A 14,735-nucleotide genomic window follows, 5' to 3' on the forward strand; every position below is an offset into this window, starting at 1 on the left:
GCAATGAATGCGAAACCGCGGTGTAAATAACGACAAAAATAAAATTGGCCGCTTCGGTCAGGGCCAACTATTGCCTGAAAAAGGGTAACGATATGAAAAAATTAACCTGCTTTAAAGCCTATGATATTCGCGGGAAATTAGGCGAAGAACTGAATGAAGATATCGCCTGGCGCATTGGTCGCGCCTATGGCGAATTTCTCAAACCGAAAACCATTGTGTTAGGCGGTGATGTCCGCCTCACCAGCGAAACCTTAAAACTGGCGCTGGCGAAAGGTTTACAGGATGCGGGCGTTGACGTGCTGGATATTGGTATGTCCGGCACCGAAGAGATCTATTTCGCCACGTTCCATCTCGGCGTGGATGGCGGCATTGAAGTTACCGCCAGCCATAATCCGATGGATTATAACGGCATGAAGCTGGTTCGCGAGGGGGCTCGCCCGATCAGCGGAGATACCGGACTGCGCGACGTCCAGCGTCTGGCTGAAGCCAACGACTTTCCTCCCGTCGATGAAACCAAACGCGGTCGCTATCAGCAAATCAACCTGCGTGACGCTTACGTTGATCACCTGTTCGGTTATATCAATGTCAAAAACCTCACGCCGCTCAAGCTGGTGATCAACTCCGGGAACGGCGCAGCGGGTCCGGTGGTGGACGCCATTGAAGCCCGCTTTAAAGCCCTCGGCGCGCCCGTGGAATTAATCAAAGTGCACAACACGCCGGACGGCAATTTCCCCAACGGTATTCCTAACCCACTACTGCCGGAATGCCGCGACGACACCCGCAATGCGGTCATCAAACACGGCGCGGATATGGGCATTGCTTTTGATGGCGATTTTGACCGCTGTTTCCTGTTTGACGAAAAAGGGCAGTTTATTGAGGGCTACTACATTGTCGGCCTGTTGGCAGAAGCATTCCTCGAAAAAAATCCCGGCGCGAAGATCATCCACGATCCACGTCTCTCCTGGAACACCGTTGATGTGGTGACTGCCGCAGGTGGCACGCCGGTAATGTCGAAAACCGGACACGCCTTTATTAAAGAACGTATGCGCAAGGAAGACGCCATCTATGGTGGCGAAATGAGCGCCCACCATTACTTCCGTGATTTCGCTTACTGCGACAGCGGCATGATCCCGTGGCTGCTGGTCGCCGAACTGGTGTGCCTGAAAGATAAAACGCTGGGCGAACTGGTACGCGACCGGATGGCGGCGTTTCCGGCAAGCGGTGAGATCAACAGCAAACTGGCGCAACCCGTTGAGGCGATTAACCGCGTGGAACAGCATTTTAGCCGTGAGGCGCTGGCGGTGGATCGCACCGATGGCATCAGCATGACCTTTGCCGACTGGCGCTTTAACCTGCGCACCTCCAATACCGAACCGGTGGTGCGCCTGAATGTGGAATCGCGCGGTGATGTGCCGCTGATGGAAGCGCGAACGCGAACTCTGCTGACGTTGCTGAACGAGTAATGTCGGATCTTCCCTTACCCCACTGCGGGTAAGGGGCTAATAACAGGAACAACGATGACAAATCTAAAAAAGCGCGAGCGAGCGAAAACCAATGCATCGTTAATCTCTATGGTGCAACGCTTTTCAGATATCACCATCATGTTTGCCGGACTATGGCTGGTTTGCGAAGTCAGCGGACTGTCATTCCTCTACATGCACCTGTTGGTGGCGCTGATTACGCTGGTGGTGTTCCAGATGCTGGGCGGCATCACCGATTTTTATCGCTCATGGCGCGGTGTTCGGGCAGCGACAGAATTTGCCCTGTTGCTACAAAACTGGACCTTAAGCGTGATTTTCAGCGCCGGACTGGTGGCGTTCAACAATGATTTCGACACGCAACTGAAAATCTGGCTGGCGTGGTATGCGCTGACCAGCATCGGACTGGTGGTTTGCCGTTCGTGTATTCGCATTGGGGCGGGCTGGCTGCGTAATCATGGCTATAACAAGCGCATGGTCGCGGTGGCGGGGGATTTAGCCGCCGGGCAAATGCTGATGGAGAGCTTCCGTAACCAGCCGTGGTTAGGGTTTGAAGTGGTGGGCGTTTACCACGACCCGAAACCGGGCGGCGTTTCTAACGACTGGGCGGGTAACCTGCAACAGCTGGTCGAGGACGCGAAAGCGGGCAAGATTCATAACGTCTATATCGCGATGCAAATGTGCGACGGCGCGCGAGTGAAAAAACTGGTCCATCAACTGGCGGACACCACCTGTTCGGTGCTGCTGATCCCCGACGTCTTTACCTTCAACATTCTCCATTCACGCCTCGAAGAGATGAACGGCGTACCGGTGGTGCCGCTTTACGACACGCCGCTTTCCGGGGTTAACCGCCTGCTCAAACGTGCGGAAGACATTGTGCTGGCGACGCTTATTCTGCTGCTGATCTCCCCGGTGCTGTGCTGTATTGCGCTGGCGGTGAAACTCAGTTCACCAGGGCCGGTTATTTTCCGCCAGACTCGCTACGGCATGGATGGCAAGCCGATCAAAGTGTGGAAGTTCCGTTCCATGAAAGTGATGGAGAACGACAAAGTGGTGACCCAGGCGACGCAGAACGATCCGCGCGTCACCAAAGTGGGGAACTTTCTGCGCCGTACCTCGCTGGATGAATTGCCGCAGTTTATCAATGTGCTGACCGGGGGGATGTCGATTGTCGGTCCACGTCCGCACGCAGTAGCGCATAACGAACAGTATCGACAGCTCATTGAAGGCTACATGCTGCGCCATAAGGTGAAACCGGGCATTACCGGCTGGGCGCAGATTAACGGCTGGCGCGGCGAAACCGACACGCTGGAGAAAATGGAAAAACGCGTCGAGTTCGACCTTGAGTACATCCGCGAATGGAGCGTCTGGTTCGATATCAAAATCGTTTTCCTGACGGTGTTCAAAGGTTTCGTTAACAAAGCGGCATATTGATATGAGCTTACGTGAAAAAACCATCAGCGGCGCGAAGTGGTCGGCGATTGCCACGGTGATCATCATCGGCCTCGGGCTGGTGCAGATGACCGTGCTGGCGCGGATTATCGACAACCACCAGTTCGGCCTGCTTACCGTGTCGCTGGTGATTATCGCGCTGGCAGATACGCTTTCTGACTTCGGTATCGCTAACTCGATTATTCAGCGAAAAGAAATCAGTCACCTTGAACTCACCACGTTGTACTGGCTGAACGTCGGGCTGGGGATCGTGGTGTGCGTGGCGGTGTTTTTGTTGAGTGATCTCATCGGCGACGTGCTGAATAACCCGGACCTGGCACCGTTGATTAAAACATTATCGCTGGCGTTTGTGGTAATCCCCCACGGGCAACAGTTCCGCGCGTTGATGCAAAAAGAGCTGGAGTTCAACAAAATCGGCATGATCGAAACCAGCGCGGTGCTGGCGGGCTTCACTTGTACGGTGGTTAGCGCCCATTTCTGGCCGCTGGCGATGACCGCGATCCTCGGTTATCTGGTCAATAGTGCGGTGAGAACGCTGCTGTTTGGCTACTTTGGCCGCAAAATTTATCGCCCCGGTCTGCATTTCTCGCTGGCGTCGGTGGCACCGAACTTACGCTTTGGTGCCTGGCTGACGGCGGACAGCATCATCAACTATCTCAATACCAACCTTTCAACGCTCGTGCTGGCGCGTATTCTCGGCGCGGGCGTGGCAGGGGGATACAACCTGGCGTACAACGTGGCCGTTGTGCCACCGATGAAGCTGAACCCAATCATCACCCGCGTGTTGTTTCCGGCATTCGCCAAAATTCAGGACGATACCGAAAAGCTGCGTGTTAACTTCTACAAGCTGCTGTCGGTAGTGGGGATTATCAACTTTCCGGCGCTGCTCGGGCTAATGGTGGTGTCGAATAACTTTGTACCGCTGGTCTTTGGTGAGAAGTGGAACAGCATTATTCCGGTGCTGCAATTGCTGTGTGTGGTGGGTCTGCTGCGCTCCGTAGGTAACCCGATTGGTTCGCTGCTGATGGCGAAAGCGCGGGTCGATATCAGCTTTAAATTCAACGTATTCAAAACATTTCTGTTTATTCCGGCGATTGTTATAGGTGGGCAGATGGCGGGCGCGATCGGCGTCACGCTTGGCTTCCTGCTGGTGCAAATTATCAACACCATTCTGAGTTACTTCGTGATGATTAAACCGGTTCTTGGTTCCAGTTATCGCCAGTACATCCTGAGTTTATGGCTGCCGTTTTATCTCTCGCTGCCGACGCTGGTGGTCAGTTATGCGCTGGGCATTGTGCTGAAAGGGCAACTGGCGCTGGGGATGCTGCTGGCGGTGCAAATAGCCACGGGGGTGCTGGCGTTTGTGGTGATGATTGTGCTGTCGCGCCATCCGCTGGTGGTGGAAGTGAAGCGTCAGTTTTGTCGCAGCGAAAAAATGAAAATGCTTTTACGGGCGGGGTGAGTTGCTGTTTTCGGTTCCGACAACGGTTGCCGGATGCGGCGTAAAACGCCTTATCCGTCCTACGGTTCTGTGCTCGGGACCTGTAGGCCTGATAAGACGCGTCAGCGTCGCATCAGGCACTGAATGCCGGATGCGGCGTGAACGCCTTATCCGTCCTACGGTTCTGTGCTCGGGTCTTGTAGGCCTGATAAGACGCGTCAGCGTCGCATCAGGCAAAAAGCGGCAACGAACAAAACAAACGCAGCCTCACCTGGCATCAAATTTATGAGGAAAAAATGAAATTACTTATTCTGGGCAACCACACTTGCGGCAATCGTGGCGACAGCGCCATCCTGCGCGGCTTACTTGATGCCATCAACATTCTCAATCCACACGCCGAAGTGGATGTGATGAGCCGCTATCCGGTCAGTTCTTCCTGGCTGCTCAACCGCCCGGTAATGGGCGATCCGCTGTTCCTGCAAATGAAACAACACAACAGCGCGGCGGGCGTTGTCGGGCGCGTTAAAAAAGTCCTCCGTCGCCGCTACCAGCATCAGGTATTGCTCTCACGCGTCACCGACACTGGCAAGCTGCGCAATATCGCCATCGCCCAGGGATTCACCGACTTCGTGCGCCTGCTGTCAGGTTACGACGCCATTATCCAGGTCGGCGGATCGTTTTTTGTCGATCTCTATGGCGTGCCGCAGTTTGAACATGCACTTTGCACGTTTATGGCGAAAAAGCCGCTGTTTATGATTGGTCACAGTGTTGGCCCGTTCCAGGATGAGCAATTTAACCAACTGGCGAACTACGTTTTTGGTCACTGCGACGCGCTGATCCTGCGCGAATCGGTCAGCTTTGATCTGATGAAACGCAGCAATATCACCACCGCAAAAGTGGAACATGGCGTCGATACCGCGTGGCTGGTCGATCACCACACAGAAGACTTCACCGCCAGCTATGCCGTTCAACACTGGCTGGACGTTGCCGCACAACAGAAAACGGTGGCCATTACCCTGCGCGAACTGGCACCGTTTGACAAACGTCTCGGCACCACTCAACAAGCGTATGAAAAAGCCTTTGCCGGGGTGGTCAATCGCATTCTCGATGAAGGGTATCAGGTGATTGCGCTCTCCACCTGTACGGGCATTGACAGCTATAACAAAGACGACCGCATGGTGGCGCTCAACCTGCGCCAGCACATCAGCGATCCTGCCCGTTACCACGTAGTGATGGATGAACTCAACGATCTGGAAATGGGCAAAATTCTGGGGGCCTGTGAACTCACCGTCGGTACGCGCCTGCACTCTGCCATTATCTCGATGAATTTTGCCACTCCGGCAATTGCCATCAACTACGAACATAAATCCGCCGGGATTATGCAGCAGCTGGGACTACCGGAGATGGCAATTGATATCCGTCATTTATTAGACGGCAGCCTGCAAGCGATGGTTGCGGATACCTTAGGCCAGCTTCCGGCGCTGAATGCGCGACTTAGTGAAGCCGTCAGTCGTGAGCGTCAGACAGGAATGCAGATGGTGCAGTCTGTGCTTGAGCGCATCGGGGAGGTGAAATGAAGGTCGGCTTCTTTTTACTGAAATTCCCGCTGTCGTCAGAAACCTTCGTCCTTAACCAAATTACCGCGTTTATTGATATGGGATTTGAGGTAGAGATTCTCGCGCTGCAAAAAGGCGACACACAAAACACCCACGCGGCATGGACGAAATACAACCTTGCTGCCAGAACCCGCTGGTTACAGGACGAACCTACGGGCAAAGTGGCGAAACTGCGCCACCGAGCCAGCCAGACCTTGCGCGGCATTCATCGTAAAAATACCTGGCAGGCGCTCAACCTCAAACGCTATGGTGCCGAGTCGCGGAACCTGATTTTGTCTGCCATTTGCGGCCAGGTCGCAACACCGTTTCGCGCCGATGTGTTCATCGCTCATTTTGGTCCCGCGGGGGTAACCGCAGCAAAACTCCGCGAACTGGGTGTCATTCGCGGCAAAATTGCCACTATCTTCCACGGTATTGATATCTCCAGTCGGGAAGTGCTCAACCACTACACTCCCGAATATCAGCAACTGTTTCGCCGTGGCGACCTGATGTTACCGATAAGCGATCTGTGGGCCGGAAGGCTGCAAAAAATGGGCTGCCCGAGGGAAAAAATCGCCGTATCGCGCATGGGCGTAGATATGACGCGCTTTAGCCCGCGTCCCGTGAAAGCGCCCGCAACGCCGCTGGAGATTATTTCCGTCGCACGCTTAACCGAGAAAAAAGGCCTGCATGTGGCGATCGAAGCCTGCCGTCAGTTGAAAGAGCAGGGCGTGGCATTTCGCTATCGCATCCTCGGCATTGGCCCGTGGGAAAGACGCCTGCGCACCCTCATCGAACAATATCAACTGGAAGATGTGGTGGAGATGCCGGGCTTTAAACCGAGCCATGAAGTGAAAGCGATGCTCGACGACGCGGATGTCTTCCTGTTGCCATCGGTTACAGGTGCGGATGGTGATATGGAAGGTATTCCGGTGGCGCTAATGGAAGCGATGGCGGTCGGTATTCCGGTGGTTTCTACTCTGCATAGTGGAATACCGGAACTGGTGGAGGCTGACAAATCCGGCTGGCTGGTGCCTGAGAACGATGCTCGCGCACTGGCGCAACGACTGGCGGCGTTTAGCCAACTGGACACCGACGAATTGGCTCCGGTCGTCAAACGCGCGCGCGAAAAAGTTGAACACGATTTTAACCAGCAGGTGATCAATCGAGAACTCGCCAGCTTGCTGCAGGCTTTATAGAGGAGAACGCATGCCATTTAAAAAACTCTCCCGACGCACGTTCCTGACGGCAAGCTCGGCGCTTGCCTTCCTCCATACCCCTTTCGCCCGCGCGCTTCCCGCCCGACAAAGCGTTAACATTAACGACTACAACCCACACGACTGGATCGCCTCATTTAAACAAGCCTTCAGCGAAGGGCAAACAGTCGTCGTGCCTGCCGGATTGGTTTGTGACAATATCAACACCGGCATCTTTATCCCTCCCGGTAAAACGTTACACATTCTTGGAAGCTTGCGCGGCAACGGCAGAGGGCGATTTGTCTTACAGGACGGCAGCCAGGTGACAGGGGAGGATGGCGGCAGTATGCATAACATCACCCTGGATGTGCGTGGTTCTGACTGCACCATCAAAGGGCTGACTATGAGCGGCTTTGGCCCGGTGACGCAGATTTATATCGGCGGCAAAAACAAACGGGTCATGCGCAACCTGATCATCGATAACCTGACCGTTAGCCACGCTAATTACGCCATCTTACGCCAGGGATTTCATAACCAGATTATCGGTGCCAACATCACCAATTGTAAGTTCAGCGACTTACAAGGCGACGCCATTGAATGGAACGTGGCAATTAACGACCGTGATATTTTGATATCTGACCATGTCATCGAGCGCATCAACTGTACCAACGGCAAAATCAACTGGGGCATCGGCATAGGCCTTGCGGGAAGCACTTATGATAACAACTACCCGGAAGACCAGGCAGTGAAAAACTTTGTCGTGGCGAATATCACGGGATCGGATTGTCGGCAGTTGATACATGTTGAAAATGGTAAACATTTTGTTATTCGTAATATCAAAGCCCGCAATATCACGCCGGATTTCAGTAAGAAAGCGGGCATTGATAACGCGACAGTCGCTATTTACGGTTGTGACAATTTCGTGATTGATAATATTGAAATGATTAATAGCGCCGGGATGTTAATCGGCTATGGGGTAATTAAAGGCAAATATCTCTCGATACCGCAAAATTTCCGGGTGAATGATATTCAACTGGATAATACTCATCTTGCTTATAAATTGCGCGGCATTCAAATCTCCGCCGGGAATGCTGTTTCCTTTGTGGCGCTAACTAACATTGAGATGAAGCGTGCGTCGCTGGAGTTACACAACAAACCGCAACATTTTTTTATGCGAAATATCAATGTGATGCAGGAATCCTCAGTTGGACCCGCATTGAGCATGAACTTTGACATGCGCAAAGACGTTCGTGGTGTTTTTATGGCGAAAAAAGAAACACTGCTGTCTCTTGCAAATGTTCATGCGGTGAATGAAAAAGGACAAAGCTCCGTCGATATCGACAGGATTAATCACCATATTGTTAATGTGGAGAAGATTAACTTTAGATTGCCGGAACTGAGGGAGTAGATTTGCGACCATTCCTGGAAAAATGGAGTCATACTTAGGAACAATGCTACTGCAATCCACAACGAAGCGGCGTAACATCACAAGTAATTCAGTAATCAATTCAGGGTAATTGATGCTGGCGAAAAAAATCGAACAAGCTATAATTCAGCAACCATTTTACAGGTGGATGAAATAATGACGAATTTAAAAGCAGTTATTCCTGTAGCGGGTCTCGGGATGCATATGTTGCCTGCCACTAAGGCGATACCCAAAGAGATGCTACCAATCGTCGACAAGCCAATGATTCAGTACATTGTTGACGAGATTGTGGCTGCAGGGATCAAAGAAATCCTCCTGGTAACTCACGCGTCCAAGAACGCGGTCGAAAACCACTTCGACACCTCTTATGAGTTAGAATCACTCCTTGAGCAGCGCGTGAAGCGTCAACTGCTGGCGGAAGTACAGTCCATCTGTCCGCCGGGCGTGACCATTATGAACGTGCGTCAGGGCGAACCTTTAGGTTTAGGCCACTCCATTTTGTGTGCGCGACCTGCCATTGGTGACAACCCATTTGTCGTGGTACTGCCAGACGTTGTGATCGACGATGCCAGCGCCGACCCGCTACGTTACAACCTTGCTGCCATGATTGCACGTTTCAACGAAACGGGCCGCAGCCAGGTGCTGGCAAAACGTATGCCGGGTGACCTCTCTGAATACTCCGTCATCCAGACTAAAGAGCCGCTGGACCGTGAGGGTAAAGTCAGCCGCATTGTTGAATTTATCGAAAAACCGGATCAGCCGCAGACGCTGGACTCAGACATCATGGCCGTAGGTCGCTATGTGCTTTCTGCCGATATTTGGCCGGAACTGGAACGTACTCAGCCTGGTGCATGGGGACGTATTCAGCTGACTGATGCTATTGCCGAGCTGGCGAAAAAACAATCCGTTGATGCAATGCTGATGACCGGCGACAGTTACGACTGCGGCAAAAAAATGGGCTATATGCAGGCGTTTGTGAAGTATGGCCTACGCAACCTGAAAGAAGGGGCGAAGTTCCGTAAAGGTATTGAGAAGCTGTTAAGCGAATAATGAAAATCTGACCGGATGTAACGGTTGATAAGAAAATTATAACGGCAGTGAAAATTCGCAGCAAAAGTAATTTGTTGCGAATCTTCCTGCCGTTGTTTTATATAAACCATCAGAATAACAACGAGTTAGCAGTAGGGTTTTATTCAAAGTTTTCCAGGATTTTCCTTGTTTCCAGAGCGGATTGGTAAGACAATTAGCGTTTGAATTTTTCGGGTTTAGCGCGAGTGGGTAACGCTCGTCACATCATAGGCATGCATGCAGTGCTCTGGTAGCTGTAAAGCCAGGGGCGGTAGCGTGCATTAATACCTCTATTAATCAAACTGAGAGCCGCTTATTTCACAGCATGCTCTGAAGTAATATGGAATAAATTAAGTGAAAATACTTGTTACTGGTGGCGCAGGATTTATTGGTTCAGCTGTAGTTCGTCACATTATAAATAATACGCAGGATAGTGTTGTTAATGTCGATAAATTAACGTACGCCGGAAACCGGGAATCACTTGCTGATGTTTCTGATTCTGAACGCTATGTTTTTGAACATGCGGATATTTGCGATGCACCTGCAATGGCACGGATTTTTGCTCAGCATCAGCCGGATGCAGTGATGCACCTGGCTGCTGAAAGCCATGTTGACCGTTCAATTACAGGCCCTGCGGCATTTATTGAAACCAATATTGTTGGTACTTATGTCCTTTTGGAAGCCGCTCGCAATTACTGGTCTGCTCTTGATAGCGACAAGAAAAATAGCTTCCGTTTTCATCATATTTCTACTGACGAAGTCTATGGTGATTTGCCTCATCCAGATGAAGTAAATAATACAGAAGAATTACCCTTATTTACTGAGACGACAGCTTACGCGCCAAGCAGCCCTTATTCCGCATCCAAAGCATCCAGCGATCATTTAGTCCGCGCGTGGAAACGTACATATGGTTTACCGACAATTGTGACTAATTGCTCGAACAACTATGGTCCTTATCATTTCCCGGAAAAGCTTATTCCACTGGTTATTCTTAATGCACTGGAAGGTAAGGCATTACCTATTTATGGCAAAGGAGATCAGATCCGCGACTGGTTGTATGTTGAAGATCATGCGCGTGCGTTATATACCGTCGTAACCGAAGGTAAAGCGGGTGAAACTTATAACATTGGTGGGCACAACGAAAAGAAAAACATCGATGTAGTGCTCACTATTTGTGATTTGCTGGATGAGATTGTACCGAAAGAGAAATCTTATCGTGAGCAAATCACTTATGTTGCTGATCGTCCGGGACACGATCGCCGCTATGCTATTGATGCTGAGAAGATTGGTCGCGCATTGGGATGGAAACCACAGGAAACGTTTGAGAGCGGGATTCGTAAAACGGTGGAATGGTACCTGTCCAATACAAAATGGGTTGATAATGTGAAAAGTGGTGCCTATCAATCGTGGATTGAACAGAACTATGAGGGCCGCCAGTAATGAATATCCTCCTTTTTGGCAAAACAGGGCAGGTAGGTTGGGAACTACAGCGTGCTCTGGCACCTTTGGGTAATTTGATTGCTTTTGATGTTCACTCTACTGATTATTGCGGTGATTTTAGTAATCCTGAAGGTGTAGCTGAAACCGTAAGAAGCATTCGGCCGGATATTATTGTCAATGCAGCCGCTCACACCGCAGTAGACAAAGCAGAATCAGAACCGGAGTTTGCACAATTAATTAACGCAACAAGTGTCGAAGCGATTGCGAAAGCAGCAAATGAAGTTGGAGCCTGGGTTATCCATTACTCGACTGATTACGTCTTCCCTGGAAATGGCGATATGCCATGGCTGGAGACGGATGCAACCGCACCACTAAATGTTTACGGTGAAACCAAGTTAGCCGGAGAAAAAGCGTTACAGGAATATTGCGCGAAGCATCTTATTTTCCGGACCAGCTGGGTCTATGCAGGAAAAGGAAATAACTTCGCCAAAACGATGTTACGTCTGGCAAAAGAGCGTGAAGAATTAGCGGTTATTAACGATCAGTTTGGTGCGCCAACAGGTGCTGAACTGCTGGCTGATTGTACAGCACATGCCATTCGTGTCGCACTGAATAAACCGGATGTCGCAGGCTTGTACCATTTGGTAGCCAGTGGTACCACAACCTGGTACGATTATGCTGCGCTGGTTTTTGAAGAGGCGCGCAAAGCAGGCATTCCCTTGCACTCAACAAGCTCAACGCAGTACCAACAACAGCCTATCCTACACCAGCTCGTCGTCCACATAACTCTCGCCTTAATACAGAAAAATTTCAGCAGAACTTTGCGCTTGTCTTGCCTGACTGGCAGGTTGGCGTGAAACGAATGCTCAATGAATTATTTACGACTACAGCAATTTAATAGTTTTTGCATCTTGTTCGTGATGGTGGAGCAAGATGAATTAAAAGGAATGATGAAATGAAAATGCGTAAAGGTATTATTTTAGCGGGTGGTTCTGGTACACGTCTTTATCCTGTGACTATGGCTGTCAGTAAACAGCTATTACCTATTTATGATAAACCGATGATCTATTACCCGCTCTCTACACTGATGTTGGCGGGTATTCGCGATATTTTGATTATCAGTACACCTCAGGATACTCCTCGTTTTCAACAATTGCTGGGTGACGGTAGCCAGTGGGGCCTGAATCTTCAGTACAAAGTGCAACCTAGCCCAGATGGCCTCGCGCAGGCATTTATCATCGGTGAAGAGTTTATTGGTGGTGATGATTGTGCTTTGGTTCTTGGTGATAATATCTTTTACGGTCACGATCTGCCGAAGCTAATGGAGGCCGCTGTTAACAAAGAAAGTGGTGCAACGGTATTTGCCTATCACGTTAATGATCCAGAACGCTATGGTGTCGTTGAGTTTGATAAAAACGGTACGGCAATCAGTCTGGAAGAAAAACCGTTAGAACCAAAGAGTAATTACGCCGTTACAGGTCTGTACTTTTATGATAACGACGTGGTTCAGATGGCGAAAAACTTGAAGCCGTCTGCACGTGGTGAGTTAGAAATTACAGATATTAACCGTATTTATCTTGAGCAGGGACGTCTGTCTGTCGCGATGATGGGGCGTGGCTACGCGTGGCTGGACACGGGGACTCATCAGAGTCTGATAGAAGCAAGTAATTTTATTGCGACAATTGAAGAGCGCCAGGGATTGAAGGTTTCCTGTCCTGAAGAGATTGCATTTCGTAAAGGTTTTATTGATGTTGAGCAAGTAAGAAAATTAGCTGTACCACTAATAAAGAATAATTATGGGCAGTATCTTTATAAAATGACGAAGGATTCAAATTAATGAATGTGATTAGAACTGAAATTGAAGATGTGCTAATTCTGGAGCCAAGAGTATTTGGTGATGATAGAGGTTTCTTTTATGAGAGCTTTAATCAATCAGCATTTGAACATATTCTAGGCTATCCGGTCAGCTTTGTTCAAGACAATCACTCACGTTCATCAAAAAATGTACTCAGAGGCCTTCACTTTCAACGCGGCGAGTACGCACAAGATAAACTTGTACGCTGCACTCATGGAGCAGTTTTTGATGTTGCTGTTGATATTCGACCCAATTCGGTATCCTTTGGTAAATGGGTTGGTGTTCTGCTTTCAGCTGATAATAAGCAGCAGTTGTGGATACCAAAAGGGTTTGCTCATGGCTTTTTGGTTCTGTCTGATATCGCTGAATTTCAATATAAAACTACAAACTATTATCATCCTGAAAGCGATTGTGGAATATGTTGGAATGATGAACGCATTGCAATTGATTGGCCCCAAACATCAGGGTTAATCCTTTCGCCAAAAGATGAAAGGCTCTTTACGTTAGATGAGCTTATCAGATTAAAATTAATTGCATGAATACGAATAAATTATCTTTAAGAAGAAACGTTATATATCTGGCTGTCGTTCAAGGTAGCAATTATCTTTTACCATTGCTTACATTTCCATATCTTGTAAGAACACTTGGTCCTGAAAATTTCGGTATATTCGGTTTTTGCCAAGCGACTATGCTATATATGATAATGTTTGTTGAATATGGTTTCAATCTCACAGCAACTCAGAGTATTGCCAAAGCAGCAGATAGTAAAGATAAAGTAACGTCTATTTTTTGGGCGGTGATATTTTCAAAAATAGTTCTTATCGTCATTACATTGATTTTCTTAACGTCGATGACCTTGCTTGTTCCTGAATATAACAAGCATGCCGTAATTATATGGTCGTTTGTTCCTGCATTAGTCGGGAATTTAATCTACCCTATCTGGCTGTTTCAGGGAAAAGAAAAAATGAAATGGCTGACTTTAAGTAGTATTTTATCCCGCTTGGCTATTATCCCTCTAACATTTATTTTTGTGAACACAAAGTCAGATATAGCAATTGCCGGTTTTATTCAGTCAAGTGCAAATCTGGTTGCTGGAATTATTGCACTAGCTATCGTTGTTCATGAAGGTTGGATTGGTAAAGTTACGCTATCATTACATAATGTGCGTCGATCTTTAGCAGACGGTTTTCATGTTTTTATTTCCACATCTGCTATTAGTTTATATTCTACGGGAATAGTTATTATCCTGGGATTTATATCTGGACCAACGTCCGTAGGGAATTTTAATGCGGCCAATACTATAAGAAACGCGCTTCAAGGGCTATTAAATCCTATCACCCAAGCAATATACCCAAGAATATCAAGTACGCTTGTTCTTAATCGTGTGAAGGGTGTGATTTTAATTAAAAAATCATTGACCTGCTTGAGTTTGATTGGTGGTGCTTTTTCATTAATTCTGCTCTTGGGTGCATCTATACTAGTAAAAATAAGTATAGGGCCGGGATATGATAATGCAGTGATTGTGCTAATGATTATATCGCCTCTGCCTTTTCTTATTTCATTAAGTAATGTCTATGGCATTCAAGTTATGCTGACCCATAATTATAAGAAAGAATTCAGTAAGATTTTAATCGCTGCGGGTTTGTTGAGTTTGTTGTTGATTTTTCCGCTAACAACTCTTTTTAAAGAGATTGGTGCAGCAATAACATTGCTTGCAACAGAGTGCTTAGTTACGTCACTCATGCTGATGTTCGTAAGAAATAATAAATTACTGGTTTGCTGAG

At 48.8% G+C, this 14,735-nt stretch carries 11 protein-coding genes and 1 pseudogene; all 12 read left to right on the top strand.

Features of this window, described 5'->3' with window-relative positions; translation table 11 throughout:
• The first annotated feature begins 92 nt into the window (after positions 1–92).
• Positions 93–1,463: a colanic acid biosynthesis phosphomannomutase CpsG gene (gene cpsG / locus KXD89_RS08320; RefSeq protein WP_001350528.1), complete on the top strand. Its 1,371-nt coding sequence runs from the start codon at positions 93–95 to the stop codon at positions 1,461–1,463.
• Between the two features lie 54 nt (positions 1,464–1,517).
• Positions 1,518–2,912 carry an undecaprenyl-phosphate glucose phosphotransferase gene (gene wcaJ / locus KXD89_RS08325; protein ID WP_000183107.1) on the top strand — a complete coding sequence of 465 codons (1,395 nt, stop codon included), beginning with the start codon at positions 1,518–1,520 and terminating at the stop codon, positions 2,910–2,912.
• Position 2,913: 1 nt separating this feature from the next.
• Positions 2,914–4,392, top strand: a complete 1,479-nt coding sequence (wzxC, locus tag KXD89_RS08330; RefSeq protein ID WP_000058424.1) for a colanic acid undecaprenyl disphosphate flippase WzxC — start codon at positions 2,914–2,916, stop codon at positions 4,390–4,392.
• A 275-nt stretch (positions 4,393–4,667) separates the two neighbouring features.
• Complete coding sequence (wcaK, locus tag KXD89_RS08335; RefSeq protein WP_000770780.1) at positions 4,668–5,948, top strand: colanic acid biosynthesis pyruvyl transferase WcaK; 1,281 nt, start codon at positions 4,668–4,670, stop codon at positions 5,946–5,948.
• Entirely contained in the window at positions 5,945–7,165 is a 1,221-nt protein-coding gene (gene wcaL / locus KXD89_RS08340) for a colanic acid biosynthesis glycosyltransferase WcaL (RefSeq protein ID WP_000862592.1), read from the top strand. The genes wcaK and wcaL overlap by 4 nt, the downstream gene beginning before the upstream one ends.
• A 10-nt stretch (positions 7,166–7,175) precedes the next feature.
• Positions 7,176–8,570, top strand: coding sequence for a colanic acid biosynthesis protein WcaM (gene wcaM, locus KXD89_RS08345; RefSeq protein ID WP_001116026.1), 1,395 nt, complete (start codon positions 7,176–7,178; stop codon positions 8,568–8,570).
• Between the two features lie 174 nt (positions 8,571–8,744).
• A complete protein-coding gene (galF, locus tag KXD89_RS08350; protein WP_000183060.1) occupies positions 8,745–9,638 on the top strand; it encodes a UTP--glucose-1-phosphate uridylyltransferase GalF in 894 nt (297 codons plus the stop codon).
• 372 nt (positions 9,639–10,010) lie between these two features.
• Positions 10,011–11,096 carry a dTDP-glucose 4,6-dehydratase gene (gene rfbB / locus KXD89_RS08355; RefSeq protein ID WP_000699460.1) on the top strand — a complete coding sequence of 362 codons (1,086 nt, stop codon included), beginning with the start codon at positions 10,011–10,013 and terminating at the stop codon, positions 11,094–11,096.
• Positions 11,096–11,994: pseudogene (rfbD, locus tag KXD89_RS08360) on the top strand (dTDP-4-dehydrorhamnose reductase). Before rfbB ends, rfbD begins: the two are co-directional and overlap by 1 nt.
• Before the next feature lie 57 nt (positions 11,995–12,051).
• The gene (gene rfbA, locus KXD89_RS08365; RefSeq protein WP_000783975.1) at positions 12,052–12,933 is read left to right on the top strand and encodes a glucose-1-phosphate thymidylyltransferase RfbA; all 882 of its coding nucleotides are present in this window, start codon (positions 12,052–12,054) and stop codon (positions 12,931–12,933) included.
• Positions 12,933–13,490 (top strand): dTDP-4-dehydrorhamnose 3,5-epimerase, encoded by a 558-nt coding sequence (gene rfbC / locus KXD89_RS08370; RefSeq protein ID WP_001100981.1) that lies wholly within the window; start codon positions 12,933–12,935, stop codon positions 13,488–13,490. The genes rfbA and rfbC overlap by 1 nt, the downstream gene beginning before the upstream one ends.
• Positions 13,487–14,734: an O16 family O-antigen flippase gene (gene wzx / locus KXD89_RS08375; protein ID WP_001393538.1), complete on the top strand. Its 1,248-nt coding sequence runs from the start codon at positions 13,487–13,489 to the stop codon at positions 14,732–14,734. The genes rfbC and wzx overlap by 4 nt, the downstream gene beginning before the upstream one ends.
• The last annotated feature ends 1 nt before the right edge of the window (position 14,735 follow it).

The sequence above is a fragment of the Escherichia sp. TC-EC600-tetX4 genome, assembly GCF_019356055.1.
GTDB lineage: Bacteria > Pseudomonadota > Gammaproteobacteria > Enterobacterales > Enterobacteriaceae.

What these genes read in the sequence shown, in the direction of transcription:
- cpsG (WP_001350528.1), top strand. Translation starts at nt 93, where the DNA reads ATGAAAAAATTAACCTGCTTTAAAGCCTATGATATTCGCGGGAAATTA.
- wcaJ (WP_000183107.1), top strand. Translation starts at nt 1,518, where the DNA reads ATGACAAATCTAAAAAAGCGCGAGCGAGCGAAAACCAATGCATCGTTA.
- wzxC (WP_000058424.1), top strand. Translation starts at nt 2,914, where the DNA reads ATGAGCTTACGTGAAAAAACCATCAGCGGCGCGAAGTGGTCGGCGATT.
- wcaK (WP_000770780.1), top strand. Translation starts at nt 4,668, where the DNA reads ATGAAATTACTTATTCTGGGCAACCACACTTGCGGCAATCGTGGCGAC.
- wcaL (WP_000862592.1), top strand. Translation starts at nt 5,945, where the DNA reads ATGAAGGTCGGCTTCTTTTTACTGAAATTCCCGCTGTCGTCAGAAACC.
- wcaM (WP_001116026.1), top strand. Translation starts at nt 7,176, where the DNA reads ATGCCATTTAAAAAACTCTCCCGACGCACGTTCCTGACGGCAAGCTCG.
- galF (WP_000183060.1), top strand. Translation starts at nt 8,745, where the DNA reads ATGACGAATTTAAAAGCAGTTATTCCTGTAGCGGGTCTCGGGATGCAT.
- rfbA (WP_000783975.1), top strand. Translation starts at nt 12,052, where the DNA reads ATGAAAATGCGTAAAGGTATTATTTTAGCGGGTGGTTCTGGTACACGT.
- rfbC (WP_001100981.1), top strand. Translation starts at nt 12,933, where the DNA reads ATGAATGTGATTAGAACTGAAATTGAAGATGTGCTAATTCTGGAGCCA.
- wzx (WP_001393538.1), top strand. Translation starts at nt 13,487, where the DNA reads ATGAATACGAATAAATTATCTTTAAGAAGAAACGTTATATATCTGGCT.